The 24590-nt window shown below is 70.7% G+C and carries 22 protein-coding genes and 5 pseudogenes; 6 read left to right on the top strand and 21 right to left on the bottom strand.

Annotation, left to right across the window (positions count from 1 at the left end):
* Positions 1-92 precede the first annotated feature (92 nt).
* Both F3T56_RS10350 and F3T56_RS10340 read left to right on the top strand, forming a co-directional pair.
* Positions 93-872 (top strand): annotated as a pseudogene (locus F3T56_RS10350) (ISAs1 family transposase); the annotation flags it as partial.
* Between the two features lie 491 nt (positions 873-1363).
* Complete coding sequence (locus tag F3T56_RS10340) at positions 1364-2056, top strand: IS5 family transposase (protein WP_246203542.1); 693 nt, start codon at positions 1364-1366, stop codon at positions 2054-2056.
* On the opposite strand, the pseudogene F3T56_RS47660 reads toward F3T56_RS10340, so the two are convergent.
* From F3T56_RS47660 to F3T56_RS10320, 3 genes and pseudogenes are all read right to left on the bottom strand, one after another.
* Positions 2013-2251, bottom strand: a pseudogene (locus tag F3T56_RS47660) (hypothetical protein); the annotation flags it as partial. The gene F3T56_RS10340 and the pseudogene F3T56_RS47660 sit on opposite strands and share 44 nt — an antisense overlap.
* Positions 2252-2561: 310 nt before the next feature.
* The gene (locus F3T56_RS10325; RefSeq protein WP_149824558.1) at positions 2562-5573 is read right to left on the bottom strand and encodes a glycosyl hydrolase; all 3012 of its coding nucleotides are present in this window, start codon (positions 5571-5573) and stop codon (positions 2562-2564) included.
* Positions 5574-5914: 341 nt separating this feature from the next.
* Positions 5915-6295, bottom strand: a complete 381-nt coding sequence (locus tag F3T56_RS10320; protein WP_246203541.1) for a transposase family protein — start codon at positions 6293-6295, stop codon at positions 5915-5917.
* A 472-nt stretch (positions 6296-6767) separates the two neighbouring features.
* On the opposite strand from F3T56_RS10320, the gene F3T56_RS10315 reads away from it, so the two are divergent.
* Positions 6768-7106, top strand: coding sequence for a hypothetical protein (locus tag F3T56_RS10315; protein WP_246203540.1), 339 nt, complete (start codon positions 6768-6770; stop codon positions 7104-7106).
* Between the two features lie 293 nt (positions 7107-7399).
* Here F3T56_RS10315 and F3T56_RS46085 read toward each other — a convergent pair whose 3' ends face one another.
* The 10 genes from F3T56_RS46085 to F3T56_RS47640 all read right to left on the bottom strand — a co-directional run bounded on the left by F3T56_RS46085 (position 7400) and on the right by F3T56_RS47640 (position 14113).
* Complete coding sequence (locus F3T56_RS46085; protein WP_172638878.1) at positions 7400-7639, bottom strand: hypothetical protein; 240 nt, start codon at positions 7637-7639, stop codon at positions 7400-7402.
* Positions 7640-7656: 17 nt separating this feature from the next.
* Positions 7657-7881 (bottom strand): hypothetical protein, encoded by a 225-nt coding sequence (locus F3T56_RS10310; RefSeq protein WP_149824557.1) that lies wholly within the window; start codon positions 7879-7881, stop codon positions 7657-7659.
* A gap of 218 nt (positions 7882-8099) precedes the next feature.
* Positions 8100-8339, bottom strand: coding sequence for a hypothetical protein (locus F3T56_RS10305; RefSeq protein WP_149824556.1), 240 nt, complete (start codon positions 8337-8339; stop codon positions 8100-8102).
* A gap of 142 nt (positions 8340-8481) precedes the next feature.
* A complete protein-coding gene (locus F3T56_RS10300; protein WP_149824555.1) occupies positions 8482-9768 on the bottom strand; it encodes a wax ester/triacylglycerol synthase domain-containing protein in 1287 nt (428 codons plus the stop codon).
* A complete protein-coding gene (locus F3T56_RS10295) occupies positions 9761-11173 on the bottom strand; it encodes a condensation domain-containing protein (RefSeq protein WP_216372948.1) in 1413 nt (470 codons plus the stop codon). The genes F3T56_RS10300 and F3T56_RS10295 overlap by 8 nt, the downstream gene beginning before the upstream one ends.
* Before the next feature lie 224 nt (positions 11174-11397).
* Entirely contained in the window at positions 11398-11916 is a 519-nt protein-coding gene (locus tag F3T56_RS47655; protein ID WP_246203539.1) for a cytochrome P450, read from the bottom strand.
* 40 nt (positions 11917-11956) lie between these two features.
* On the bottom strand, positions 11957-12070 hold the full coding sequence (locus tag F3T56_RS47650; RefSeq protein WP_246203538.1) for a cytochrome P450: 114 nt from the start codon (positions 12068-12070) through the stop codon (positions 11957-11959).
* 127 nt (positions 12071-12197) lie between these two features.
* On the bottom strand, positions 12198-13181 hold the full coding sequence (locus tag F3T56_RS10285) for a cytochrome P450 (RefSeq protein WP_246203537.1): 984 nt from the start codon (positions 13179-13181) through the stop codon (positions 12198-12200).
* A gap of 170 nt (positions 13182-13351) precedes the next feature.
* Positions 13352-13630, bottom strand: a complete 279-nt coding sequence (locus F3T56_RS47645; RefSeq protein ID WP_246203536.1) for a hypothetical protein — start codon at positions 13628-13630, stop codon at positions 13352-13354.
* A gap of 84 nt (positions 13631-13714) precedes the next feature.
* Entirely contained in the window at positions 13715-14113 is a 399-nt protein-coding gene (locus F3T56_RS47640; RefSeq protein WP_246203535.1) for a beta/alpha barrel domain-containing protein, read from the bottom strand.
* 67 nt (positions 14114-14180) lie between these two features.
* Here F3T56_RS47640 and F3T56_RS47635 point away from each other — a divergent pair, with 67 nt between their 5' ends.
* Positions 14181-14528 carry a hypothetical protein gene (locus F3T56_RS47635; protein WP_246203549.1) on the top strand — a complete coding sequence of 116 codons (348 nt, stop codon included), beginning with the start codon at positions 14181-14183 and terminating at the stop codon, positions 14526-14528.
* Positions 14529-14763: 235 nt separating this feature from the next.
* Positions 14764-15096 (top strand): hypothetical protein, encoded by a 333-nt coding sequence (locus tag F3T56_RS47630; RefSeq protein ID WP_246203548.1) that lies wholly within the window; start codon positions 14764-14766, stop codon positions 15094-15096.
* A 126-nt stretch (positions 15097-15222) separates the two neighbouring features.
* On the opposite strand, the pseudogene F3T56_RS47625 reads toward F3T56_RS47630, so the two are convergent.
* From F3T56_RS47625 to F3T56_RS10245, 8 genes and pseudogenes are all read right to left on the bottom strand, one after another.
* A pseudogene (locus tag F3T56_RS47625) lies at positions 15223-16467 on the bottom strand (acyltransferase domain-containing protein); the annotation flags it as partial.
* A 62-nt stretch (positions 16468-16529) separates the two neighbouring features.
* A complete protein-coding gene (locus F3T56_RS10275; protein ID WP_246203534.1) occupies positions 16530-18686 on the bottom strand; it encodes a beta-ketoacyl synthase N-terminal-like domain-containing protein in 2157 nt (718 codons plus the stop codon).
* Between the two features lie 26 nt (positions 18687-18712).
* Positions 18713-18841: pseudogene (locus F3T56_RS47620) on the bottom strand (2-dehydropantoate 2-reductase N-terminal domain-containing protein); the annotation flags it as partial.
* Between the two features lie 104 nt (positions 18842-18945).
* Complete coding sequence (locus F3T56_RS10265; RefSeq protein WP_149824553.1) at positions 18946-19542, bottom strand: TetR/AcrR family transcriptional regulator; 597 nt, start codon at positions 19540-19542, stop codon at positions 18946-18948.
* 338 nt (positions 19543-19880) lie between these two features.
* Positions 19881-20720, bottom strand: coding sequence for a helix-turn-helix transcriptional regulator (locus F3T56_RS10260; protein ID WP_149824552.1), 840 nt, complete (start codon positions 20718-20720; stop codon positions 19881-19883).
* A 132-nt stretch (positions 20721-20852) separates the two neighbouring features.
* Positions 20853-21008, bottom strand: coding sequence for a hypothetical protein (locus F3T56_RS47615; RefSeq protein WP_246203533.1), 156 nt, complete (start codon positions 21006-21008; stop codon positions 20853-20855).
* 254 nt (positions 21009-21262) lie between these two features.
* Positions 21263-22012: an SDR family oxidoreductase gene (locus tag F3T56_RS10250; protein ID WP_149824551.1), complete on the bottom strand. Its 750-nt coding sequence runs from the start codon at positions 22010-22012 to the stop codon at positions 21263-21265.
* Positions 22013-22264: 252 nt separating this feature from the next.
* Positions 22265-23030: pseudogene (locus tag F3T56_RS10245) on the bottom strand (IS5 family transposase); the annotation flags it as partial.
* Positions 23031-23360: 330 nt separating this feature from the next.
* On the opposite strand from F3T56_RS10245, the gene F3T56_RS10235 reads away from it, so the two are divergent.
* Complete coding sequence (locus F3T56_RS10235; RefSeq protein ID WP_149824550.1) at positions 23361-23903, top strand: hypothetical protein; 543 nt, start codon at positions 23361-23363, stop codon at positions 23901-23903.
* Positions 23904-24590 lie beyond the last annotated feature (687 nt).

Here is a 24590-nt window from a genome sequence, read left to right as displayed (position 1 = left end):
GGCACGAGTATCCAACTCGCCATTCACACCAGACCCGTGACCTGCGGCTTTACGATGCACACCGCTCATTGCTCGCGGTCGGCGAGTGGATCGTGGACGCACCACCGCAGGTGCTGGAACGGCTCGGCGTGCAGCCTGATCCGGTACTGCCGCGGCGGCTGGTGCCGGCGGAGGCGACGGTCCGCCGGCTGCTGGCCCCCATCGACGGCGACGCGCTGGACCGGGCCGTGGGCAGCTGGCTCGCCGACCGCCGCCCCGAGAGCTCCGGATTGCGCGGGCTGTCAGTGGACGGCAAGAGCCTGCGCGGCGCGGCCAAAGCCCGCGGCCGCAAGGTCCACCTGCTCGCCGCCCTGGAGCACACGTCCGGCTTGGTCCTTGCCCAGCTCGACGTGGGCGAGAAGACCGGCGAGACCACCTGCTTCCAGCCGCTGTTGGACACTGCCGCCGACCTGGCCGGAACCGTGGTCACCAGCGACGCGCTCCACACCCAGCGCGAGCATGCCGGATACCTCCTGGGCCGCCGGGCCCACTACATCGCGATCGTCAAGGGCAACCAGAAGAAGCTGCGCAAGCAGCTCAAGTCCTTGCCCTGGAAGGAAATTCCGCTCCAGGGCCGCACCCGGAGCAACAGCCACGGCCGCTCCGAGATCCGCCGGATCAAGGTCGCCACCGTCAGTAACCTGCTCTTCCCCGGTGCCTGCCAGGCGGTCCAGATCAAGCGCCGCCGCACCGACCGCAAGACCGGCAAGATCACCGTCGCCACCGTCTATGCGGTCACCAGCCTGACCGCCGAGCAGGCCACCCCGGCCCAGCTCGCGAAGCTGATCCGGGACCACTGGAAGATCGAGGCCCTGCACCACGTCCGCGACACCACCTTCGCCGAGGTGTCGGCGTACGGACTTCTCTGGCTCTGGCAAGAATTTCGTAGGTGGAGATCATTTGGGTGTCGTGGTCGGCTGGTCCGCGTAACGGCGACGGAGGTGGGCGATCAGGACAACGCGGTGGCGCAGGAGCGGAATGCCGGCGCGTCCTGCCATCAGGCGTTTTTGGAGTTTGACGTCGGTGATGCGGCCTTCGTTGACGCCGGGGTTGTGGGTGGTGGAGATCCCCTGGGCGACGGCGTGCTGGTCTTCGCGCAGGGCTGTGGCGATGCCGGCAAGGGGTGGCAGTCCGCTGTGGGAGAGTTCGTCGAGCCAGGACGGCAGGGGTGCGGTGTCACGGTTGTCGAGCATGGCGGCGAATCGGCGGACCAGGTCGTGGGCGTGCTTGAGTTCCGGACAGTGCTCGAGGAGCCGGTGCAGGCGGTGGGTGACGTGGAGGCCGCGGCCGGGGCGGACAGCCGGAGGCGTACTGCCACCGGGCGATGTTGGACGCGATCCGTTATCTGGTGGGCAACGGCATCAAGTGGCGGGCCATGCCGGTGGACTTCCCGCCGTGGGACCGGGTGTACGCGTTCTTCCGCCGCTGGCGCGACCATGCGCTGGTCAAGGAGTTCCACGACCGGCTGCGCGCGCAGGTCCGCACGACGCTTGGGCGGGATGCCGAGCCGTCGGCCGGGGTGATCGACTCGCAGTCCGTCAAGGCGGACGCCGTCGTCGGATCGGACAGCCGCGGCTTCGACGACGGCAAACTGATCAACGGACGCAAGCGGCACGTCGTAGTCGACACACTCGGCCTGCTACTGGCGGTGATGGTCACCGCCGCGGACACCGGCGACCGCACCGCCGCCCAGGTCCTGCTGCAGCAAGTCGCCGACGCGCACCACCTGCTTGCCCTCGTCTGGGCCGACGGCGGCTACACCGGCAGCCTCATCGAGTACTGCCTCACCGCGCTCGCGCTGGTGTTGGCGATCGTCAAACGCAGCGACGACATGCGCGGCTTCGTGGTGCTGCCCAAGCGGTGGATCGTCGAGCGGTTCTTCGCCCACCTGATGCGCACCCGTCGCCTGGTGCGCGACTTCGAGCGCCGCACCACCAGCGCCGAAGCGATGATCTACTGGCCGATGACCCTGCTCATGACCCGCCGCCTGGCCCGCTCACGCCTGCAGCGAGCGTGAACCGGCCCGGCTGCTGCTCGGCCAGCCAGCCGCGCGCGACCAGGCGTTTCGCCTTCGACCCAGTGCCTCCACCTTCGCCGGCACCACGTCCAGGCCGAACAATACGGCCATCTCCTGGCAGGTCAGCGGCCCTTGATGGAGCCGGTGCCGGTCCACGAGTGCCTGCAGGATGCGCTGGTAATCAACCGACAGCACCGGCTCCTACAGCGCCGCGCCGGCCCGCCGCCTTCGCGCTGAGGACATCGTGGTGACCGAGGTCAACCAGCCCGATAGAGCAGCACGTTGACGCCGCGGCAACACCGACGGCATCCATGCCGAGGCGGCGGCCCGCGCCGTGCTGTCTGGCGCGGGACCGCAACTGCGAAGGCGAGCGACGGGCCGGTCGAGATGATGCGACCGCTCAAGCCGGCGAAGAGGTACGCGATCAAGCCCAGGACTCAGGCCATCAACCAGCTCAAGAGCGTCCTGGTCCCGGCTGACGCGCCCGCATACGGTGCGAGAGCCGTCAGCCCACCCTCGCCTGGACGTACGGCACCAGTCGGACCGGGCCCGTGAGCCCGTACGCCTGACGGGCGACGGCGCCGAAGACTGCCGGCTGGGTGCCCCGGAGGCGGTTGATGAGCGGGGTCGCCACCTCCACCTCGATCAGGTTGTTGCCGCGCCGCAGGTGTCCGCCCAGGTCTACGACCGGATGAAGCCGGTCGGCGGGGGCGAGACGGGTGCCGTTGACCGTGACCCGGAAGGTGTCGCTGACCACGCCCAGCTCGAGATAGGCGCCGTGGGCGGAGGTCCAGTCGGCGGGCAGGCTCACCGTGGTGCGGTAGCGGCCGATGCCGGCGGAGTCGGCCAGTTCCGGGATCTGCGACCAGGGCAACAGGGTGTCGAGGGTGAGCGTACGGCGTACGACGTCGGTGCCGGTCGGATCGGCACCGGGGTGCCAGTCCTCGACGTCGAGCTGCCAGCGGTCGGGTGTGACGGGGTCGGGCACCGAGGGCACGGTGGTGGTCACCGTACGGCCCGGGGAAAGCCGGGTGGTGTACGTGCCCGGGGCCGAGGCACGCAAGGCCAGTCCCCGGTCTGTGAACAGCACTCGGTCGGCGTCGCTGTCCACGGCGTGCGGGCGGTTGCCGTTGCGGTCCCCGAAGAGCCCGGGCCGGCCCAGCGCGACGACCGTGGCCTGGCCGGGTCGGAGGGTGACGCGCACGGTGACGCCGTCGTCGTCCTCGGTGTAGCGGCCGATGCGGGTCGCCTCTCCCGTCCACGGATCGAGCAGGTAGGGGACGGTGGCATCGCGTCGGGTGCGGCGCAGGGTGACATCGTGGTCGATGGTCGCGACGGGCGGCTTGACGGTCTCGGCGTGCTTGCCGTTGCACAGGTAGTAGAAGTCGGTGTCGCCGCTGACCCGGTGGAGGTTGAGGAGCGTGGAGGCGGTGGCGTAACGGGCGTCGGGGGTGACACCGAGGGCGGCGAGGGCGTCGCCGACGGCGGCCTTGTCGGTGATGGCCCTGACGTTCGGCAGGGCGAGGAGTCCGGCCAGGACGTCACGCAGCCGGTCCGTCTCGCCCTGGCCGGGCACGCCCGGGGTGAGCGCCTGGTCGAAGGCACCGAGAAGGACCATGGGCAGGCCTGCCTCCGCCAGCTTCAGCAGCTTGCGGGCGTCGGCGAGGGCGAGGGTCGGGGTGGAGCCGTAGAAGAAGTCGCCCTCGACGAACAGGGCCTTGTAGGCGGGGCCGTCCGGGGCGAGGCGTCCGCCGGAGACTCGGGCACTGGGCAGGTCGAGGAGCGGTCCGCTGAGGAACTGGTGGGTCCAGCCGAGCGGTACGCCGGTGGCGGTGAACCAGGAGGCACCGATGCCGGTGGCGACGTAGCCGGTCTGCCGGAACACGGCGATGTCGGCACGCGGGGTGCCGGTCTGCAGGACCTGGTGCACGCGGCCGAGATATCCGGCGATGTCCTCGACATGGCGCCAGGTGGGCTGTCTGGGCCCCCACGACTCGCCGTATCCCGCCGCGCCGTTGTACGGGCTGAAGGCGGCGAAACCGGGCCAGCTCACCCCGGGGGCGGTGGCGTACGAGAAACCGTGCACGACGGTCTGGTTGACGCCGGCCGCGTAGGCGCCGCCCATGGTGCGCAGGAACCGGTCCCACGTCGTGCTGTAGGCGGAACCGTTGTAGGCACCCGATTCGCAGGACAGCACTGTGTGCCCGGCCATGTCCCGGCCGCCGGCCAGGGAGCGGTAGTCGTCCAGGTTCTTGAAGCCGAGCGACTCACCCTCGGGGATGTCGAGGATCGCGGCGGAGGCGATGGCGTCGGTCTGCAGGCCGTACGGCTGCGAGCGCAGCTCCATGCCCAGTGAGTGCGCCCAGTCCCGCAGTGCGGTGATGTGGTGGGTGTTGAACAGGTGGGAGACGGTCTCCCAGAAGTCGTGCCGGATCTGCCGGGTGATCTGCGCCTCGAAGGCGAAGACCTGGTTGCTCTTGTTCAGGACGAGGGCGGGCAGGTACGGCAGGAGGGGGCGGCCGGTGCGCTGTTCGAATGCCTTGGGCAGGGCGGAGGTCCACACGAGGGAGTCGGTCTCCAGCTCGATGGAGTCCTCGAAGAAGGCGCCGCCCGCGGCCTTGAGCAGCCGGCGCGCAGTGCCGGTCAGGACGGTGCGTTCCCAGAAGCCGGTGACGGCGGAGGTGCCGGCGGAACTGAAGTGGTCGACGACGTAGGCGGCCGGAGAGGAGTGCGGGCCGGACTCGGGCTGCTGGGCGGTGCCGCGCTGCCAGTAGGAGATCAGCACCCAGTCGCCCTCCGCGGGGGCGGTCCAGGTCAGGGCACCGTCACGGACGGTGGTGGTGAGGTCCTGGACACTGGCGAGGTCGAGGCCGGTCTCCTTGCGGGTGGCGTTGGCGGGGGCGACACGGGCGGCCTGGACTGCGAGCAGGATGCGCCGGGTTGTCCCGGAGGCGGCCTCACGCACGGGCTCTGGAACCGGACCCCGGTAGGTGGCGCCGGCAGCCACGGAGACGCGACCGTAGGCGAGTTCCTGGGCGGCCGCCTCGTCGTCGGGGGTGACACCGGGGACGGCGACGGGCCAGCTGGGGCCGAGGGTGAGGTCGATGGTCAGGCCGCGGCGGGCGGCCTGACGCAGGGCGGCCTCTACGCCGTCGCGCCAGGGGGTGCTGCCCCAGCCGTGGTGCGCGGTGTCGAGGACGGACTTGTCCTTGATGCTGTGGTGGACGGCGGCGATCTCCGCACCGCCGAAGCCCGCGTCGGCGATCTGGTCGATCTCCCGGGCGATCTCCGCCGGGTCGACCAAGCCGTCCGGCCACCACCAGCGGAACTTGGGCCGCACGGAGCGCGGGGAAGTGGCGAACCAGTCCCCGGACAGGTCCCCACTGCCGGTCAGGGGGACGGCGCCGGCGGCCGTCGCCCCGGCCGCGGTGAACACCGTGGCCGCGCCGGCGGCCAGGGAGGCGGCCAGCACGGCACGCCGGGATATCCCGCTACGCTGCGGAAAGTGCTTCTGCATGTGTCGCCCCAGATTTCTTGAATCGTTTCATTCCGTCATAAACGCCGGAACGGTAAGCCGCGGATCCTCACGGGGTCAAGAGTGTGGCCAGAATTACCCGTCAAAAGACACTTTGATGGCATTAGTTCAGGCGTTTGGGCCGGTGTGACCACAGGCCACCACGACGCGGTCCCGCCCGGACAGGACTGACACCAACGGAAAACTCTGAAGAGCGCTGTGCGTGGCGGACCGGCGTCCGGCAACAACCGCTCTGCGCTGCACGGCGCGTCGGGGCGGAGCCAGTGGGTGTGACGTCGACGGCCAGGACGAGGAGCCCGTGATTCAGCGCGTCGTACATCGCGTCATGCCCGCGCCGGGTGCTCGTCCACCAGCGTCAGATCCACCGGGGATGTCACCGGCTGGTCCTGAAGAGCGGGGTGGTCGGCTCGATGCTGACCTTGTGCTGCTGTGCACGGGCCGCAAATGAAGCGCCGCACTGTCAGCCGGATCACGACGCTCTGCCCACCGAGCGGCAGATCTTTCAGCCTGCGCTGGCAGGAGCCGTGTACCCGGGCCGAGAAGCGGCCGCAGTCCGGACATGCCGCACCGGCTCCCCGGCCTCTCGCCATCACGTCGACCGTGCCGACAGCGGCGGACACCGCCTCGGCGTCCACGTCGTCGATCCCGTCGAACACGAGAGAGTCCCAGAACGATGCGTCGGCTTGCATGACCAGCACCGTCATCGGCCGCAGCCAAGCGTGACAGAGATTGCCCTGGACCTGACGGAGCGCCACTTCTGACTGTACGACGGGAGGCGTACGCGGTCTCGCACGCACCCAGGCCCTCACTGCGAGTACCCCGCTGCACGTGAGTACGCGTACTCACGTGCAGCGGGCGGCTTGATCGGAGACTTGGCGCATGAGACGAACCTCTGCCCGCACCAGCACGGTTGCCGGCTCCCCGCGCCGCCCGCGGCTGACGCTCGCGATAGCAGCTATTGCCGCTCTGGCGCTCGCCGCCTGTGGCACCGAGAAGACAAGCGCCAACGGACCGCAAAGCAAGCCTGCTGACACTGGCGAGGTCCGACCCAGCGCGGCATTCACGGCGATGCTGGACAAGGTTGCGCGGTCGTGTCCCCCGAGTGCCCCGCCAGAGGCGCCGCCGACCGGTCCGGCGCAGACCCTGCCACCCGGGTCGGTGGAGATACCGTCGGACGTGGAGCCCATCGCCCCCACGACGGGTCCGGAGGTGGAGTTGAACGCTCGCGACTGGTGCGCGAGCGCCCTCCATGAAGAGCGCATTGCCCAGGCGCTCTGGGATCTCGTGGATCCAACCCCCACCAAGGTCCGGACGATTCTGAACGACCTCGGCTACATCGACGAGCACATACACGACCTCAAGCAATCCGGTGCGACCACGCGCTTCTTCCTCGACCTGCGTGACAAGGGCGGCCGGCTCTGCTTGGAGGGCTCGGCGGCCGGCGAGAACACCGTCATCGACAAATGCGTAGCCCCCGCAACCGGCCCGTTCACGCCTGGAGAGCGGAAGCAGTGAACACCAGCTTGGCGTGATGGGAACCCGGCGCTACGGTCACTCGAACTTCGTTGAGCCGGGACACTGAGGTGACGCTCTGCGACCGCTCCCCAAGATCTGTGCCAGAACCCAGAACGGAGCTCCAGTGCAGGGTGAGGCCTACGGTCACAGCGCCGAGGTACCGGTGCAGGGGAAGGGCGAAGTTGGTGAGACCGGCACCACTCATCGACATAGCCAGACGGCAGTGCCTCCGAGCCATGTCAGCACACAAAGGCACCAGCGTCTTGCACGCCTCGCTGAAAACCGGCCTGTCGTCACTCGGGAATCCACCGGACGCGGTAGCGGGCCTGAAGCTCTTCGGCCGTCATGCCCCGCCGCAGGGCCCGCTCTCGTTTATCGGCGGCCCGCTGCGTGTCGTCCGTCTCCTCCAGGGGAGGAGCGTCGGCGAGGGCGAGTTCGGGTGCCTGCCACTGCGCGTCAGACCGAACGGGGCGGGCCGATACCGGAGACGCCGACGAGGTCGGGCGGCCCGCTTGTGGCCATGAACGTGCCACCCGGCCGTCGGGGAGGGTCAGCAGGCCGGGGGCGGCGTCCCAGAGGTCGTCGTCGGCGTCCGTGTGGAGGTTCCCGTGGTGTGACGGTCGTGGGTAAAGCTCGGCACGGTCTCAGGATCGAGCTTGAGCACCAGAGCGGCGACGACCGGAACCTCGCGCCCGTCGGCGAGCGCGACCGTCCCCTTTCCCACGTATCGGATCTTCCCGTCTTCCCACGGCATCGCGGCCCCCCTGGAGCCCATGTGGTGAGTGTGGACCGGTGATGCTTGCGCACCAGCCGGTAAGGCAGCAGCTCCGGTTGGACAGGCGCTGCTTCATTCACAAGACAGATGCCGCGCTCTTGTACTGCTGGCCACGCGCCGCCACAGCGTGTGGCACCGCCTCCACCCACGGGCGTAAAAGCCGCAACTGTCGTGGGCGATGGTCTTGTTGGCCCTTACCGAGCGGCGTGTCGTCACCGTCAGTCCGATGTGGGACCGGGACGGAAGGCGTGCGTGATCATGGCGTTCTGGGCGGCGATCTCCAGCCGGCGGTCGCTGCTTATCACCGCCTTGGTGGTCTCGGCCCTGGCCAGGAAGGCACGAGAGCGCTGTAGACAGTAGACGCGCACTTCTTCGTCACCGGCTTCCGCGATGTCGAAGTCCTCCGGTGCGGAGAACTCGGTGTACTCGGCCCGGTTCCAAGGTCTGTCCTTCGCCATGCGATTCCCCTCCCTCTGCGCACGGTTGGACGTCCGCGCAGCGCTCGAAATACTCGCACGGCACGGAGGCCAGACCCCCGCCTGTTGATCCGGGCTCGCGACAAGCGGACCACAACCTCTGCGGACACTCCGGTCACAGTTGTCACCGGGGGCGGGCGAGCGTCTCGCGTGCCGTGAGCGCGTCCAGTTCCCGTGCGAACGCCGTTGCCAGGAGCGTCGGTTGCCCCGGCAGGGCGTTCGCGACGACGCACAGACTGGGAGTGCCGGCGTAGTCGACCAGCATGAAGTACAGGGTGCCCGGAACGGACAGCGTCGGCACACCGACCATCCGCACCAGCGGTCTGCCGTCCAGGAACCAGGGACCACCCTTCCAACCCATCGCCGTGCACCCCACCGGCGCGAGGATCGGCATCAGTGCCCCCAGCGCGCGCAGCGCCGGGGTGCCCGCGCGCAGCGCCACGTCGAGCAGACGGGATCCGGCCGGTGCGTGATCCGCGCGCAGGGCCGCCACCAGCCCCCGGCAGTCCGCGAGCCGCGCGCGGGGGCTGGTTCTGCCGACGGGCAGCGGCACCCGCAGGCCCGACAGGACATTGCCGAGTTCGCCGGGGTCGGAGCGCAGGTCTACCGGCACTCCCGCGTACACCGGCGCCCCCCGTCTGCCCGGCCATCGCTCGGGAGGCCCGTACACCGTCCGCAGTGCTCCGGCCGCCGCGCTCAGCAGCACCTCGGTGCGCGTCACCACCGATCCGGGCAGCACCTGTTGGGCCGCGCCGAGCGCGCCGGGGTCCACGGGGATCCACACCGCCTCCCCCCGCGCGCGGGATCGGTGCACCGGCAGTCGCTTACTCGGGTTCAGCAGTTCGAGCGCCGTGCGCGGGCCGCCCCAGGCGTCGGGCGGCGCCGACGGCGGCACGGGACCGGGGCTCCGTACGGGTCGCCGGTCCTCTCGGCCGGAGGAGGGGCCGTCGAGCAATCGGTTGAACAGGTTCCGGGCGGAGGCTCCGTCCATCAGCGCGTGATGCACGACCAGCGCCAGAGCGAACTGCCGCGTACCCATGAGGCGGATGACCCGCAGCCGCCATGGCGGAAGGTCACGCGGGAGCGGCAGCCCCACCAGCGGTCCGGCCAGATCCGCGAGGGAGGAGCTGTCGTCCGACGTCACGACGTGCCGCACCGGGTCGAAGCGGTCGAGCACCCGCCACCGCTGCCGTCCCCACCCGAAGTCGCGGCGAGCCGAGGCTTCGTGAACGGACGGCAGCACCCACCGCAGCCGCTCCACCGCGCCCCAGCGCTCGACGGCGCGTTCCCGCAGCGCACCGATCGCGGGGGCCTCGCCCGCGAGCACCCCCACCATGGCGAAGGTCTGCGGGACCGCGGTGTGGCTCGCGTGGATGCCCTCCACGGCGGACAGGAGGAGCGGCTCAGCCATGGGGCACCACCAGCGCGGGGTCCCTCGGCCCGGGCCGCCGCAGGCCGTAGTCGCCGGTGACCGCGACCATGTTCATCACCTGCCGTACGCGGTCCAGGAACGCGCCCACGTTGATCCCGGCGAGCGGGGTGTCCGGATGGACGGCCGTGACGGAGACCCCGTCGTCGGCCCGGTGGTGGAACCAGACGACCAAGTGATCACCGCGAACGGACCTGCCCAGGGCCCGCACGTTCCACTCCGCCCAGTGCTCCCTGCCCGGGACCGCGCGCATGTCCATGTACGACACGATGAACCGCGGCGCCGAAGAGGCCCCGGCCAGCTCGCAGGCCCGCCCGCTGGGCACACCCAGCGCCGGCCGCATGGCCCGCATCGACTCGGCGGCGCGGGAGAACACGTCGGCGAAGCTGTCGCCGCCACTCACCTTTATGCGCACCGGCAGCATGTTGACGTACCACCCCAGGGACGACACCCACTGCGGCTCGAAACGGGTGTGCATCGGCACGGTGGTACGAAACTCACGTACGCCCGCGGTCTCGAAGGCCGCGATGGCGCAGGCGGCCATCAGACCGTGGTGGAAACGGCCGTCGGCCTTCTCGCAGGCCGCCTCGAACAGATCGGCGCCGGCCGTGTCCAGTACGGTTTCCAGCCGCACGGCGGCCGAGGGCAGCCGGCCCGGCCGCACCCCGCGGTCCAGCGGGAACACCGGGAGCGTGCCGCCACCGGCGTCCAGGAACCGCCGCCACACACCCACGGCCGGATGGTCTGCGTCGACGGCGGCCGCCGCGAGGCGCTCGGCCGCGCTGTAGTCGACGTGGCTGCCCACCGGGGCGAGGCCAGGACGGCGTCCGGTCCGCGCCGCGGCGTGGAACTCGTGGATTTCGTAGGGGATCTGGAGCGTCGAGTAGCCGTCCGTGAGGCTGTGATCGAAGGCGGTGACCACGGTCGTCACGTCCTCCCGGAGGACCGCCGCACAGAGGTAGGGCGGGCGGCCGGCCAGCGGATCCGTGGCCCGGTCGAACGCCGCCTCCAGATACTCACCGACGGCCCGGCCCGAGGTGAACCGGCCCACCACCCTCGGACTGATCGTCAGATCCCCGCGCCCAAAGGTGAAGCGTCTCAGCTTTCCGTCGATGAGCCGGAACCGGCTGCGCAGGGCCTCATGGCGGTCGGTCCAGGCCGCGAAGACCGAGCGCAGCTCCTCGATCCCGGTTCCGCCCGGCAGTTCGAAGGCGATGGCCAGCCAGGAGGGCGACCAGTGGCCGGATCGCCGCAGCGCGTCGGCGGCACGGATGTGCGCTTCCTGGAGATAGGAAGCGGGCCGGCTGTCGTGCGAAGGCTCTCGCGGGGTGTCCGGCCCGGCCCGGAACTCCACCAGAAGGCCGGGGCGCATGGGGTAGCGGGACATTTCGGTAAGCATCGACTGCCACCTATCCACAGAAGTCCATAGAGGATCCTGTCACCGATCACTCTTCCAGCAGCCTCGGAACTCCGCCGCGCGCAGTGGGTCGTACGGGTGAGGTCGCGGGTGCGCGTCCGGGTGAAGTCGCGGGTACGGTGGCCGGTTGTCGCGGATCGGGTCAGGGAGATCGTGGAGGGGTACGAGGGCGGCGTCAGGATGCGCCAGGTGACCTACCAGGTGGTCCCCGAAGGAGTGCTGCCGTACATGCTGTCGTGGCGTGGCGTCTGGCGCGCGCCGGCGCTGACGTCGGACCCATGCCGCGCCACGGCCCAGCGCGCCCTTGCAGGTCTGGATCGTTTCTTCGAGCCGGCCGTCCATCTCCTGGAACCGGGCGAGCAGGACTCGAGCGTCCTTCGCCCCAGGCGAGTGCCCAGCCGGAGAAGCGGCCGGATGCGGCGGGGGCTGAAGAACGGCTGCAGGGTGCGGCGGTAGCGGGTCTGCTCGGGCGGGTCATAGCCCAGCGGGATGAGGGGGTAGCCGCTCTCCACACCGTCGAACACCATCTTGGCGGAGAACCGGTTCGGTTCCCTGAGCATCTCCTTGACGCCGGCGAGGCCGGTCACCGCGAGGCCGTCCGCCATGGGCGCGACCTCTCCCCGGTCGCCCAGCATCCGCCAGGCGTCGTCGCGCCGTTCGGCCACCGGGAGGTCCTTCACCTGGCATGCGGTGCCGGGGGCAACGCTGGTCATCTTCACTGATCCTTTCGGTACGCGGCCGTCGTCTCGTCGCTCACACGCTGACCGGCAGCCGGGCCGCACCGCGCAGGCTGAGCAGGCCGTTCCACTCGACCTCGCCGTTCAGGGCCAGGTCGCGGAAGCGCCGCACAAGGCCGCCGATCGCCACCCGGCCCTCGATACGGGCCAGCGCCGCGCCCAGGCAGTGGTGGATGCCGCCGCCGCGGGAGAACTGCTTGCGGGCGTTTTCGCGGTCCAGGCGCAGCTCCTCGGCGTCGGGGCCGAAGAACTCCTCGTCACGGTTGGCGCCGGCCAGGTTGGCGAGGATGAACGAGCCCGGGGGGGATCTCGAACCCGCCGACGTGGTACGGCTCCAGGTTGATCCGGCGGCTGTTGTGCACCGGGGCGTCGTACCGCATCATCTCCTCGACGGCGTTCTCGATGATCTCCGGCTTGGCGCGCAGCAGTTCCAGCTGGTCGGGGTTGCGCAGCAGGGCGAGCGTGCCGCCGGAGATGAGGTTCACGGTCGTCTCGTGGCCCGCGACGTAGAGCATGGTGACCTGGGCCACGAGCTCGTCGTGGCTGAGGACGTCGCCATCGTCCTCGACCGCGATGAGCTGGCTGAGCAGGTCGTCGCCGGGGTTGTCCCGCTTCCACGCGACGGCCTCGCCGACCAGGTCGAACAGCTCCGCGTCGGCGGCCTCGACGGCACTCATCACCTCGGGGTCCGTGGTCGGTTCGACGGAGCGCATCAGCAGGCCGGTGAGGTACCGCATGCGCTTGGTGTCGGTCGGCGGCATCCCGAGCATCCGCGCTATGACGGTGAACGGCAGTGGGAACGCGAGGGATTCGACCAGGTCGCCGCCGCCGGCCGCGGCGATGCCGTCGAGCGCCTCGTCGACGAGGGCTTGGATCTGCGGCTCCATGCCGTAGATGGCGCGCGGCGTGAACGCCTTGGAGACCAGCTTGCGCAGCCGGGTGTGGTCCGGTGCGTCCCGGTCGAGCAGGGCGAGGCCCTTCAGGCGCGGCTCGTCCGTGACGCCCGCGTTCGTGTACGCGTCGCGGAACGGGCCGGGGGCGACGTGGCGCTGCTCGACGGAGAGCCCGGAGCGCAGCAGCGCGTCCACGTCCGCGTAGCGGGACAACATCCAGAAGCCGCCGGGATGTTCGTGCACCGGGACCTCGCGGCGCAGCTCCGCGTAGTGCGGGTATGGGTCGGCCATGAATTCCGGCGTGAACGGGTTGAAGATCAGGGGCTCGCTGTGCGGCACCGTGCTCATGGTGAACTCCTCTGCCGAGCGCGCAGGCGTCAGCATTTGTGTACCGGTGAAAGGGGAGTTGTGCTGGTCGAGAGGTTTAGCGCGCGGGGAGGTGGTCCCCTTCGTCGCAGTGAAACCGGTGGTGCCCCGCCGGGAGGGTTGCTGATCGTAGGTTTCCTTCCTCCGTCTCTCTAGATCTTTTGTGCCGGTCGCAGGGCCCGCATCCGGGCCGTGACGTGGGCGGCGGCGCCGTCCATGAGGTGGTCGGCGACCGCCTCGACGGTGCGGGCCCGCCACGGCTGCAGACTGGTCCCGGCGACCGACTGGTTGAAGGCACCCATCGCCGGTCCGCAGTGCACCAGGTAGTCCACGGTGGACTGCCGGTCTCCCGTCACCGCGAGGCGGAAGCCGCGCCGGAAGTAGGCGCGGAACACATCGGCCAGCTCCGCCTTGGGGTCGGGGTCCGCCACCGTCGCCCCCTGGTGTTCTCCGCCCAGGTAGCGGTCGAAGACCTGCTTCCTGGTGGGGGCGTCGAGTTCGGCGACGGACGCGTGTCAGCGCCACAGGTCGTGCAGCCTGGACGCCCGGGCCGGGAAGAACTGACCGCGCTTCAAGTAGCGCGCCTGTACCCCATGTTCGAACAGCTCGCTCCGGGGCGCGGTGTCCACGTCGTACTCCTGGGCCTCCTGCAGAAGGTCCTTGACGGCGGCGCTGGTGGCCGCCTCCACGGAGCACTGGTTGACCGAGCCGGTCAGCACGAAGTCGGCGCCCATCAGGAACGCCGCGGCGGCCGCCTCCGGGGTGCCGATGCCGCCCGCGCATCCCACGTGCACCCAGTGTCCCGGCAGCGCCGCATCGTCCCGGAGCCGCAGCACCGCGGGGAGCAGGGAGAGCGGGCCCGCCGTGCCGGTCAGCCAGCCGCCGTCCGCCTCGACGCACAGGTCGTCCGCCATGGGGCGCACGGCCGCGGCGGCGGCCTCCTGGTTCCGTCACCGATCCCCTGGCGAGCAGCATCGCGACGTGCTGCCGCGGCGGTGGCGCGAGGAAGGCCGCGGCCAGGTCGGTCCTGGACACCTTCGCGAGGATCCGGCCGCCCTTGAGCCGGAAGCGCACCAACTCCTCGGTGACGAAGGGGTAGCCGGACGCCTCGACCAGGCCGACACCGTGGCGCAGCAGCGCGTCGACGAGCGGAGCCTCCTGTTCCGGCGCCCGGTGCGGGTAGAGCAGATTCACCCCGTGGCAGTGCGGGCCGAGGTCCTCGGCCAGGCCGTGCAACTGCCGGTCCACCTCGTCGCTTTGGAGCCCGCCGATGCCGAGGAAGCCGAGCAGACCCGTCTTCGACGCCGCGCGCACCAGCTCCCGCCCTGACACCCCGCCGTACATCGACCCCACGACGTAGGAGCGCCGCAGCCCGTACCGTTCGCGGAAGCTGCGGGCGCCGAGCGATTCGGCGTCGATCCCCGCCGGCTCGTCCTCGTCGGTCCGCGTCCCGGCCACGGCCCGCGCCTGGGCGGCCGGCCGGTCGGCGGGCGGGAGGAGCGGTTCCGCAACCTCCCTGATGCGCGTCACCAGCTTCGTCAGGACCCTGCCCGGTCCCAGCTCCGTGAACTCGAAGTCTCCGTACGCCATCAAGGTGCGCACCGTGTCGGTCCACCGGACCGACGAGGCGATCTGCGACGTCAGCCGCTCCCTGACCGTGTCGGCCGTGTACGGCTGCGCGTCGACGTTGGCGAGTACGGGGATCTTCGGCGGGTGCAGGGTGACCCCGTCGAGGAACCGGCCGAACTCCTCCGCCGCCGGGCGCATGTACCGCGAGTGCAGTGGGGCGCTGACATGCAGCCGGACCGTGCGGGCACCTGCGGACTCGAAGGCTGCGCAGGCCGTGTCGATCAGCTCGCCGGGGCCGGAGACCACGAACTGGTCCATGGCGTTGTAGTTGGCCCAGGTCCAGCTCGCCGAGGTCCGATTCGGTGAGTACGCGCGTGACGGTCGCCTCGTCGACGCCGACGACCGCGGCCATCGCCCCGCCTCCCGCGGCGGCCATGAGCTCACCGCGCCGCCGCACCAGGCGCAGTCCGGTCGCGAAGTCGAAGACACCTGCGGCGAACAGCGCCACGTACTCGCCGAGGCTGTGCCCGATCACGTGGTCCGGCGGCACCGGGTCCTCGGCGAGCCGGTCCAGATAGGACAGCGCGCCGACGACGTAGAGGGCGGGCTGGGTGAACTCGGTGCGGCCGAACCGTCGTTGCGGGTCGCTGACGCAGAGCTCCTCGATCGAGTAGCCGAGCACCTCGTCGGCGATCGCCGTCTCGGCGGGGAACCGCGCGAACAGTTCCCTTCCCATGCCCCGGCGTTGAGATCCCTGGCCCGGGAATCCGTAGACCTTCATTCCGTGCGCCTTCCGTGGTGTCGTCGAGGCAGCGTGTGTCCGGACCTCGGCCAACAGGTCGGTGTCCTTGGCGAACTGGCTGAGCAGCGGCAGGGATCGGGCGCCCGAACCCGCGGGGAGCAGGGCGCGGACGAAGTTGTACAGGCTGCCCGACGGGCCGAGGTCCAGGTACAGGAAGTCCCTCCGGGCCCGCAGTCCAGCCATGGCGCGCTCGAAGTCGATCGTCCGCCGCGCGGCGTGCCAGAAGTGCTCCGCGGTGACATCCTCCACGAGTCCGCCGCTGGCGCAGGAGACCCAGGGGATGCGCGGCCGTGCGAGCGCCACGCCCTCGAAGCTGCTGCGGCACGCCCCGACGACCGGATCGAGGAGCCGGGAGTGGAAGGCGTACTCGACGGGCAGCCGCAGGTGCAGCACGTCGGCCGCGCGCAACTCCGCCTCGGCCGCAGCCAGTTCGGCCTCCCCGGCCGCGACCACGAAGTTGCCCGGGTAGTTGCGGGCCGCGACCTCGCAGGTGCCCAGCTCGGTCACGGTGTCCATGACCTCGGGCCCGGCCAGCACGGCGAGCATGCCGCCGCGGGGGCTGCCGGCCATGATGCCGGCCTGCCGGACAAGCACGCGCAGGCAGTCGTCCGCGGACAGGCTGCCCGCGACGACGGCCGCCGCGTACTCGCCGAGGCTGGAGCCGAGCACGTAGGCGGGCTCGATGCCCTCCGCGCGCAGGGTCTCGGCGAGGGCTAGCTCGATCATGACGATCGCGGGATGGGTGATCCGGGTGTCGTCGAGGGGGTGGTTCCTGGGCTTGGCGGGGTCGAAGACGCGGTCGACGACCGACTCGCCCAGGTGCTCGCGGACCACGGCGTCCAGGCGCAGCAGAGAGGTGCGGAACACCTCGTTGCTGTCGAAGAGTTCCTTGCCCATGCCGTAGTACTGGGAGCCCTGCCCGGAGAACATGAACACCACGGGCAGCCGTGGCTCCGCGCTCATCGGTAGCTCTCCCAGAACAGGCCGCCGGCCGGGGCCGCGGGCTCGACGGTGCCTCTGATGACGGTCCTCCGGTTCAGTTCGGGCTCCGGCAGCGGTCGCCTGGTCGGCCGCGGGGCCCCGGGCGCCGGCGCGAGCAGCAGGTGCGCGTTGGTCCCGCCGTCGGCGAAGCAGTTGAGCGCGGCGACGCCCGCGTCCTCGGGCCAGGGGCGGGACGCCCGGGGGAAGTACAGCGGCGACGCGGCCACGTCGAAGTGGTCGAGCGGCTCCTGCCCGGAGCGGAACGGCACCTGCTCCTGGTGGTGCGACATCAGCACCACCTTGATGAACGCCGCGATCCCCTCGGCCGTCAGCGGGTGGCCGATGTTCGGCTTGACCGAGCCGAGCGCCACAGGACGTGTGGACCCGGTCCGGTAGACGGCCTGCACCGCCTTGAGTTCGAGCAGGTCGGTGACGGTCGTGCCGGAGCCGTTGGCCTCCACCCAGCCGACGTCCTCGGTACCGACGCCGCTCTGCGCGAGCGCCGTGACCATCACCTCCTTCTGCGCCTGGAGGTTGGGGGTCGCCGGGCCCGCGGTCCTGCCGTCGTTGTTGATCGCGATGCCCTTGAGGACCGCGAGCACCCGGTCCCCGTCGGCCTGCGCCCGCTCCAGCGGCTTGAGGACGACGACGCCGACGCCCTCGCCGAGGATCAGACCGGCCGCCCTGCGGTCGAACAGGTGGAACTCTTCGCCCGGGTTGAGCAGTCCGCGCCGGCCGAACAGGTCGTACGGCTTGTCGTCGGCGAGCAGGCTCACTCCCGCGACGACGGCCGACTCGATGTCGCCCGTGCGCAGCGCCCGCGCGGCCATGTCCATCGCCACCAGGGCCGAGGAGCAGGCGGTGTCGATCACGAGGCTCGGGCCGCGGAAGTCGAAGAACTGCGAGATGTTCGCGGACAGATAGTTCTGGCCGGTGATCACCACGGGGTTCTGCGCCTGCGCAAGCCGCTCCTCGTCCGGCATGTGCGCCGCACGACCGCCGACGTACACACCGACCCGGTGGCCCTTCAGCTCCGCGGGGCGGTAACCGGCGTGGTGCACGGCGCTGTTCACCTCTTCGAGGAGCAGCAGCGCCTGCGGATCCATGGCGGCGACGTCGCCTTCCGACAGCAGGAACGCGTCCGGGTCGAAGCGGAGTACGTCGGGCAGCAGCCCTGCGTGGTGACCCACCGGCTTACCGAAGCGCTCCTGCGGTACGGGACGCAGCGCCGAACGGCCCTGCCGCAGCAGCTCCCAGTAGGCGTCGCCGGACGGGGCGTCGGGGAACCTGCAGGACAGGCCGACCACCGCGATGTCTCCTCCGGTGGACGCCGGTTGTGCGGCCGCCGGTACCGCCGCTTCGACGACGACGGCTCGGGTGGCCGAGGCCTCGGGGGCCTGCGGTGCCGCGGGTGCCGGGGCGTCGGAGGGGGCCGTGCCGAAGGCGGCGAGCAGGCCGTCCGGGTGCTCCTCGGTGAGGTAGGCCGCGAACTCGTCGGCGGTCGGGTGCTCGAGGATCGCGGACGGGTCCAGGGCCACGTCGAGCTGCTTGCCGACGGTCTGGACGAGCTGGGTGACCAGGATCGAGTCGATGCCGTAGTCGTGCACCGGTACGTTCCCGGCGAGCCTCGCCCGGTCGAACCGCAGCTCCAGCGCGAGCCGGTCCAGGAGCCAGGAGGCCGCCGCGTCGGCCGCCTCCTTGAGCGCTCCGGGGGCCGCGGTAGGCGAGGCCTCGTGGGCCACCATGACGGCGGGCTCAGCGGTGGCGGGCCTGGAGGTGGCAGGCCCGGAGGTGGCAGGCTCCGGGGCCAGTCGGCGGTCGGTCAACCGCTCCGGACGCCAGTCCGCGTACGGCCGCACCACGGCGGGCACGACCACCCGCGCGCCGCTCGCCAACGCCCGGTCGAGCAGGCGCAGTCCCTGCTCATCCGAGAGCGTCGCGAGGCCGGACGACTGGTACGCGGCGCTGCGCGTCGGGCCCATGCCGGTGTCCTGCCAGCTCGGCCACGCCACGCTGACCAGCGGCAGCCCGTACGGGCGCGCCTCGGCGACCGTGTCCAGGTAGGCGTTGGCCATGGCGTAGTCGCTCTGCCCGACGGCGAGCGCGGGCACGGACGCGGCGACGGAGGAGTACACGACGGGTCCGCCGCGCGGGCCCCGGACTCCAGCACTTCCGCCCGGACGGCCTCGGGGCCGCGGGCGTCGGCCACCTGGACGTCGTGACCGGCCGTGCTGAGCTTGGCAGCGAGGTTCCCGCCGATGGCACCAGCGCCTATGACAGTAATTTTCATGATTTGTCCTTTGGGAGGTTGCACCGCCCCTGAGGGCAGCGCGATGTGATGGCTGGGTGGTGGTGCCACCTGGTGTTGCGGGGCCGGGTCGGGGGGCCTGACGTCTACACCTGGATGTTGTCCCGCTCGCGGTAGCCGCTCGCGATGAGCGTGCGGAGCCGGTCGAGCGGCTCCTCCTCGGTACCGGTGCCCTTGATCCAGGCAACGGAACAGGCCGCGAGGAACAGGTCGTGCCCGCGCACCGACACGCGCACGCGCCCCCCGAGCTGCGCGGCTCGCACGTACTCATCGGTGGCGGAGATGAGGATGTCGCAGGGAATCGTGAGCGGGTTGTCCGGCTCCTGCGCCCTGGCCGCGGCCATGAGCGGGTCCGGCAGCCCGCTGAAGGCGCTGAAGTAGTCCTCCATCGCCCGCAGCCACTGCTCCAGCGCCTCGGCGGGGTCGTCGAGCTGCTCGATGTCCGCCTGACGGGCCACCAGCTCCTCGGAGCGCGTCTGCAGCACAGCCGCCAGCAGCGCCTCCCGGGTGGGGAAGTGCCGGTACAGGGTGCCGGGCCCGACGCCGGCCTCCTTGGCCACCGCCTCCAGGGAGGTGCCGACCCCGTGCTGCAGGAAGTGACGCTGCGCGGTCTCCAGGAGGGCAGCGCGGTTGCGCTGGACGTCCGCGCGGGGCTTGCGTCCCCGCAGTTCACCGGCGCTCATGCGCCCTCCTGCCTGCCGTGACCCTGCGGCGGCAGCAAAACGGATGCTACCTCCGTACGCATTCGAGAGTAAAACGGAGGGGGCATCCGGTCAAACCGGCGGCCCGATCACGGAGCCCGGACAGCACAGGGCCCACCTGTCTGGCCGCAGCGCGCAGAGCAAGAGCCGTGCGGAAGTGGGTGCGCGGGGTGCCGCGCCGCCGGTCCCTACGACTTCCGGCGTCCTGGACCGTGACCCGCATGCATCACCAGCGCCCCTGACCGTGTTCGGGACACAGGTCTCCAACCTGTTCGGGCCCCTCCTGCGCCGAGCCCTGACCCGTCTCCCGGCCCAGGATGTCAGGGGGTGAGCTGCTGGTGCCCTATGACGGAGAGCAGTTCGAGTTTGCTGTGGCTCTCCGTGCCGGGGCGCGTGGTCAGCACCACCAGGGTCTGGGCGCGGTTCTCGGTGAACAGGACCTGGGCGTCGACGTCGATGCGGCCGAGTTCGGGATGGAGGATGGTCTTGCAGTCGTCGTAGCGTTGGGCGACCTCCTGGAGTTCCCACACGCGGACGAACTCGGGGCTGTGTTCCTGGAGTTCGACGAGGATCCGGGCGGCTCGGGGGGTGTCGCTGCCGGCTGTCAGCGCGGCCCGCAGGCGTGCTGCCTGGGCACGCCCGTGGCGTTCGCGGTTCTCCTCGGGAACCATCAGACGTTCGGCCGGGTCCATGAACCAGCGGTAGAAGCCGCTGCGGGCCAGACCGGTGTGGCGGGTCTGGTCGCCGAGCAGCGCCACGGCCAACGGGTTCATCGCGAGGGTGTCGACCAGGTCGGTCTGCACCAGGGCCGGGGAGTCGTCCAGGCGGTCCAGGACCCGCATCAGTGTCGGGCTGACATGTTCGGAGCGGTGGAAGCGGGCCGGGGCGTTGTGGCCGATGAGGACGAAGAGATGGTCGCGTTCGTCCAGGGTGAGCCGCAGCGCCCGGGCGAGAGCCGTGGTGATCTGGACGGAAGGCTGCGGAGCACGCTGCTGTTCCAGCCGGGCGTAGTAGTCGGTGGACATGCCGGCGAGCTGCGCGACCTCCTCGCGGCGCAGCCCCTGCGTACGCCTGCGCGGCCCCTCGACCAGCCCGACGTCGCGGGGGCGCAACATCTCACGCCGGCGCCGCAGGAATTCCGCCAGTTCCTTCTTGTCCATGCCCCCATCCTCGCCGCGTCCCGCCCGACTATCCAGAGACCGCCGATCCATGGATGAGCAGTCCTCTCCCACCCGCGCGAAGCCGCCCATACGGCCGACGCCGAGGGCGCTCGCAGCGAGACGACCCGATGGTCACTCGACCTGCATGACCCGCTGGGAAACTCGCCGACCGTCGGCGGTGCGCCGCAGGCCGCCGGCAGGGAAGACGGCCTGCGGCGACGGTCCCCCGTCGACGACGCCCAACGCTTTGGACCGGCCCCGGGCCTCGTCGCTCGGCCCGTCCGACACGACGATGTTCGTCGTGTGACGGGCGCTCGCGTGCCCGTCGGCACTCGGGACGGAGCTGGTCGCCTCCAGTCCGACGACCGGGGCGAAGCCGAAGACGCTTCCTTACCGTTCCGCGTCTTCGGTGAGGACCTCCCCGAGGCGGGTCCAGCTCGCGTTCGCCCATGATGTGACCCCACAGGGCCCGCCCGCGTGCTGTTCCGACGGTGTCTTCGTCGTCTTCGTCCGTGTGTTTCGCGCCGGTCATCACAGGTCGGTCAGATGCCGCTGATCATGGCGAGGACATCGTCGTAGGAGCCGTTGGTCTCCGCGTCGCGGATGAACCTGGCGCGCTCGACGACAAGCTCCTTCGCGTCGGGGTTCTCGCGCAGCAGGTCGAGGGTCTCGGTGAGGAAGTCGTCCAACGGCATGGCGTGGTCGTCGTCCTGCTGGCCCAGCAGGGTCGTGCGCACGCCCGGCGGGACCACCTCGATCACCTGGACGCCGACGTCAGCACCGGCGAGTTGAATGCGCAGGCTCTCGGAGAAGGAGTGCAGCGCGGCCTTGGTCGCGCTGTAGGCCGGGGTGCTCGGGTACGGGACGAACGCCAGCGACGAGGTGACGTTCATGACGACCGCGTCGTCCTTGCCCACCAGCAGCGGCAGGAAGGCGTACGTCATCCGGATCGTGCCGAGCAGGTTGACCGTGACGTGATCCTCGGCGGCCGGGAGTCCGGCCGGGTCGAGGAGGTTCTCCCGCAGCATGATGCCGGCGTTGTTGACCAGGACGTTCAGCCCGGGGTGGCTCGCCGCCACGGTCTCACGGGCCCGGGCAATCGAGTCGGGGTCCGCGACATCGAGGACGAGCGCGTCGATGCCCGGGTGCTCGGCCGTGATCTCGTCGAGGAGTTCCTTGCGCCGGCCGGCGACGACCACCTTGTTGCCGGCCTCGTGCAGGCGCAGGGCCAGGCCGAGCCCGATGCCCGAGGTGCCGCCGGTGATCAGGATCGTGTTGCCGGTCATCTTCATGGGGGTCTCGCTCCTTCGTTACGGCGGGCCGGTGAGCGCCCGCGGCCTCGACCGTAGGGGCGCCCGCGCAGGGGCGGGAGAGGAAGGTTTATCCATGGATCGGCGGTCTCTGCCTGGTGGAGTGATCCCACCAGTGGGTCCGGTGTCGCTTCGGCGTCGCGGCATCCGAGGCCATCCCTGGACGCGCCCGCACTGACTTCCCCCTCTGGCACAGGGAACAGAACGGTCCAACCGCCCCCGGGCTAAGAGGAGCTAACACAATGCTCGGACGCGGCGGTAGGTGATCACGCAGCAGGCCAGCTTCAGGAATGCCTCGTGGATGTCGTCGCGGATCTCCCACCGGATGCGCAAGCGGCGGAAGCCATGGATCCAGGCATTCGTGCGCTCGACCACCCAGCGGACGGTGCCGAGCCCGGACCCGTGCGGCACGCCGCGTCGGGCGATGACCGGCTTGATCCCACGTTTCCAGAGCAGGCGGCGGTACTTGTCGAAGTCGTAGCCACGGTCGGCGAACAGCTGCCGTGGGCGGTGACGAGAGCGACCGGTGCGACCCTTGATGTGCGGTATCGCATCGAGCAGGGGCATCAACTGGGTGACATCGTGCCGGTTGCCGCCGTTGAGGGTGATGGCCAGAGGAGTGCCGTGCGCGTCGGTGATCACGTGGTGCTTCGAGCCCGGTCTGGCGCGGTCGACCGGACTCGGCCCGGTTTTGGGCCGCCCCGACGCGCCTGCCGGTGCGAGCCGTCGATCACCGCCCGCGACCAGTCCAGCTTCCCGGCCCGGTGCAGCTCGGTCAGCAACACCTGGTGCAGGCCGTCCCACACCCCGGACTCGTTCCAGTCCCGCAGCCGACCCCCACACGTCATCCCGGAGCCGAAGCCGAGCTCTGCGGCAGCCACTCCCACTGGATGCCCGTGTGCAGCACGAACAAGATCCCCTGCAGACACGCTGGGCGACGACGACGCCGTGCGGCGCTGGTTCGGCGCCGGAACGCTCGACAACGTGGTCGCCGTGCTGGGTCTGGCCGACATCGATGAGCCGTGGGCGCACGTCCTCACCGCTCGATGACCCGACACCGGCAGTTCGGCGACGACGGCCCCGAGTCTTCCTCGTAGGCCGGCTCGGCCGGCGGACTCGGCCTCTTCGCCCAGTCGCGGGCAGGCTTCTTCCGGGTCAGCCTCCTGGTCATGAGAATGGCCCAGTTCACTCACTGCCCCCTTCTCGGTAACGTCTCGTGACGCTTCGTGATCTTCGCCTTTGACCGTCTTGGGGCTCTCAGGCGGGAACATGAGGACTTTTTCATCCAAGCCACGGCGTCGATTCACAGAGACCGCGCAGCGTTGTGCCCATGTCCATCACTCCTGAGCAGCCCGCTCTGCGCCTGCTGACCGGTCCGGACGCCGGCGGCCTGCTGGCGGCGGCACTGGAACCGTCCGGCGGTCGGCTGGCGTCCTGGTGCGTCGATCACGTGGACCACCAGCCCGGTTACGGATGCACTGCCTCCTACCGGGTAGAGGTCCGCGGGCCCGACGGGCGCACCTGCCCGCAGCGGATCGGTGCCCGTACCGGCCGCATCCCGCGCGGCGCGACCGTGCTGGACAACGGCTCCACCCGGGTCGCGGTCTGGCGCTTCCCGTACGACCCCTGGCTGCCCGGCCTGCCGTCGGCCTGCGATCCGGCCGCGCTCGCCCGGCTGTTGCGGGACCTCGGCTGCGGTGCGGGTCCGGCACGGCGCCGGGTACGCGCCTACCGGCCGGGCCGCCGAGCCGTCATCGAGGTCGTCGGTGCCCAGGGGCGGCTGTTCATCAAGGTGGTCCGTACGAACCGCGTCAAGCGGTGCGGCGGTGTTCGAGCTGGAGCAGGACAAGGGCGGCGCGGGCAATCCGTGTGATGGCGGCGCCGCCCGCTGCTGGGCGTGCCGGTCGCGGCGCGTGGCAAACCGCTCCTCGCGGAAGTGGAGCACGGTCCTCGTCGGTCTCGCTCCGTAGCGTGATGCTGTCGGCGTCCATGTCGACGACGCCGTTCGGCAGGACGCGGTAGCCCGAGAAGGCGGCCTCCCAGGTGGTCTCCGCGGCGCCGTTCTCGCGGCGGTAGGTGATCAACACGCCTTACGGGCGATCGTCAGATCGAAGGTGTGGTGGGCCAGGTGCGGCAAGTCGGTCAGGCACGGCGGCCGCGGCGGGAGTGCCGGAACCGCGTACCGCACGACGCCCCGGCGCGGCGCGGCTCGTGCCCAGTCTCTGTTCCGGAGCGGTTGGGCCCGGGGCGACGTCTACGGAGCGGGCGCGGAGCCGGTAGCGAGGCCAACACGCCTCTGTCACACCGAGCGTCGCCCTGTCACCCCTCGATCGCAGCCAGCGGTGCAGTCATATCCAACGTGCCCGCTGCCCCGCTCGACCTCGTTGCTACCTGAGGGCCGCAGCCGCTGGCGGGCGGGGTGGTCGGCGTGGGCGGGGGTGGCGGTACGGGAGCCTGGCTGCATGTACACGACCATGGCGGCCGTGTGGACGCTTCCGCTGGTGGATATCGGCAGGGGTGAGTCCCAGCGCCGGCCCGTCGAACCCGCCCGTATATGCCG

This window comes from Streptomyces tailanensis (genome assembly GCF_008386495.1).
GTDB lineage: Bacteria > Actinomycetota > Actinomycetes > Streptomycetales > Streptomycetaceae > Streptomyces > Streptomyces tailanensis.
The sequence above is the reverse complement of the archived record's forward strand: the minus strand, read 5'-3'. Positions and strand labels throughout refer to the sequence as shown.

What these genes read in the sequence shown, in the direction of transcription:
- F3T56_RS10285 (WP_246203537.1), bottom strand. Translation starts at nt 13,181, where the DNA reads ATGAGCACGGTGCCGCACAGCGAGCCCCTGATCTTCAACCCGTTCACG.
- F3T56_RS10235 (WP_149824550.1), top strand. Translation starts at nt 23,361, where the DNA reads ATGTCCATCACTCCTGAGCAGCCCGCTCTGCGCCTGCTGACCGGTCCG.
- F3T56_RS47655 (WP_246203539.1), bottom strand. Translation starts at nt 11,916, where the DNA reads ATGACCAGCGTTGCCCCCGGCACCGCATGCCAGGTGAAGGACCTCCCG.
- F3T56_RS10295 (WP_216372948.1), bottom strand. Translation starts at nt 11,173, where the DNA reads ATGTCCCGCTACCCCATGCGCCCCGGCCTTCTGGTGGAGTTCCGGGCC.
- F3T56_RS10325 (WP_149824558.1), bottom strand. Translation starts at nt 5,573, where the DNA reads ATGCAGAAGCACTTTCCGCAGCGTAGCGGGATATCCCGGCGTGCCGTG.
- F3T56_RS10320 (WP_246203541.1), bottom strand. Translation starts at nt 6,295, where the DNA reads ATGACGGTGCTGGTCATGCAAGCCGACGCATCGTTCTGGGACTCTCTC.
- F3T56_RS10250 (WP_149824551.1), bottom strand. Translation starts at nt 22,012, where the DNA reads ATGAAGATGACCGGCAACACGATCCTGATCACCGGCGGCACCTCGGGC.
- F3T56_RS47640 (WP_246203535.1), bottom strand. Translation starts at nt 14,113, where the DNA reads ATGGCGGACGACCTGTGCGTCGAGGCGGACGGCGGCTGGCTGACCGGC.
- F3T56_RS10340 (WP_246203542.1), top strand. Translation starts at nt 1,364, where the DNA reads ATGTTGGACGCGATCCGTTATCTGGTGGGCAACGGCATCAAGTGGCGG.
- F3T56_RS10305 (WP_149824556.1), bottom strand. Translation starts at nt 8,339, where the DNA reads ATGGCGAAGGACAGACCTTGGAACCGGGCCGAGTACACCGAGTTCTCC.
- F3T56_RS10310 (WP_149824557.1), bottom strand. Translation starts at nt 7,881, where the DNA reads ATGGGCTCCAGGGGGGCCGCGATGCCGTGGGAAGACGGGAAGATCCGA.
- F3T56_RS10260 (WP_149824552.1), bottom strand. Translation starts at nt 20,720, where the DNA reads ATGGACAAGAAGGAACTGGCGGAATTCCTGCGGCGCCGGCGTGAGATG.
- F3T56_RS10265 (WP_149824553.1), bottom strand. Translation starts at nt 19,542, where the DNA reads ATGAGCGCCGGTGAACTGCGGGGACGCAAGCCCCGCGCGGACGTCCAG.
- F3T56_RS10300 (WP_149824555.1), bottom strand. Translation starts at nt 9,768, where the DNA reads ATGGCTGAGCCGCTCCTCCTGTCCGCCGTGGAGGGCATCCACGCGAGC.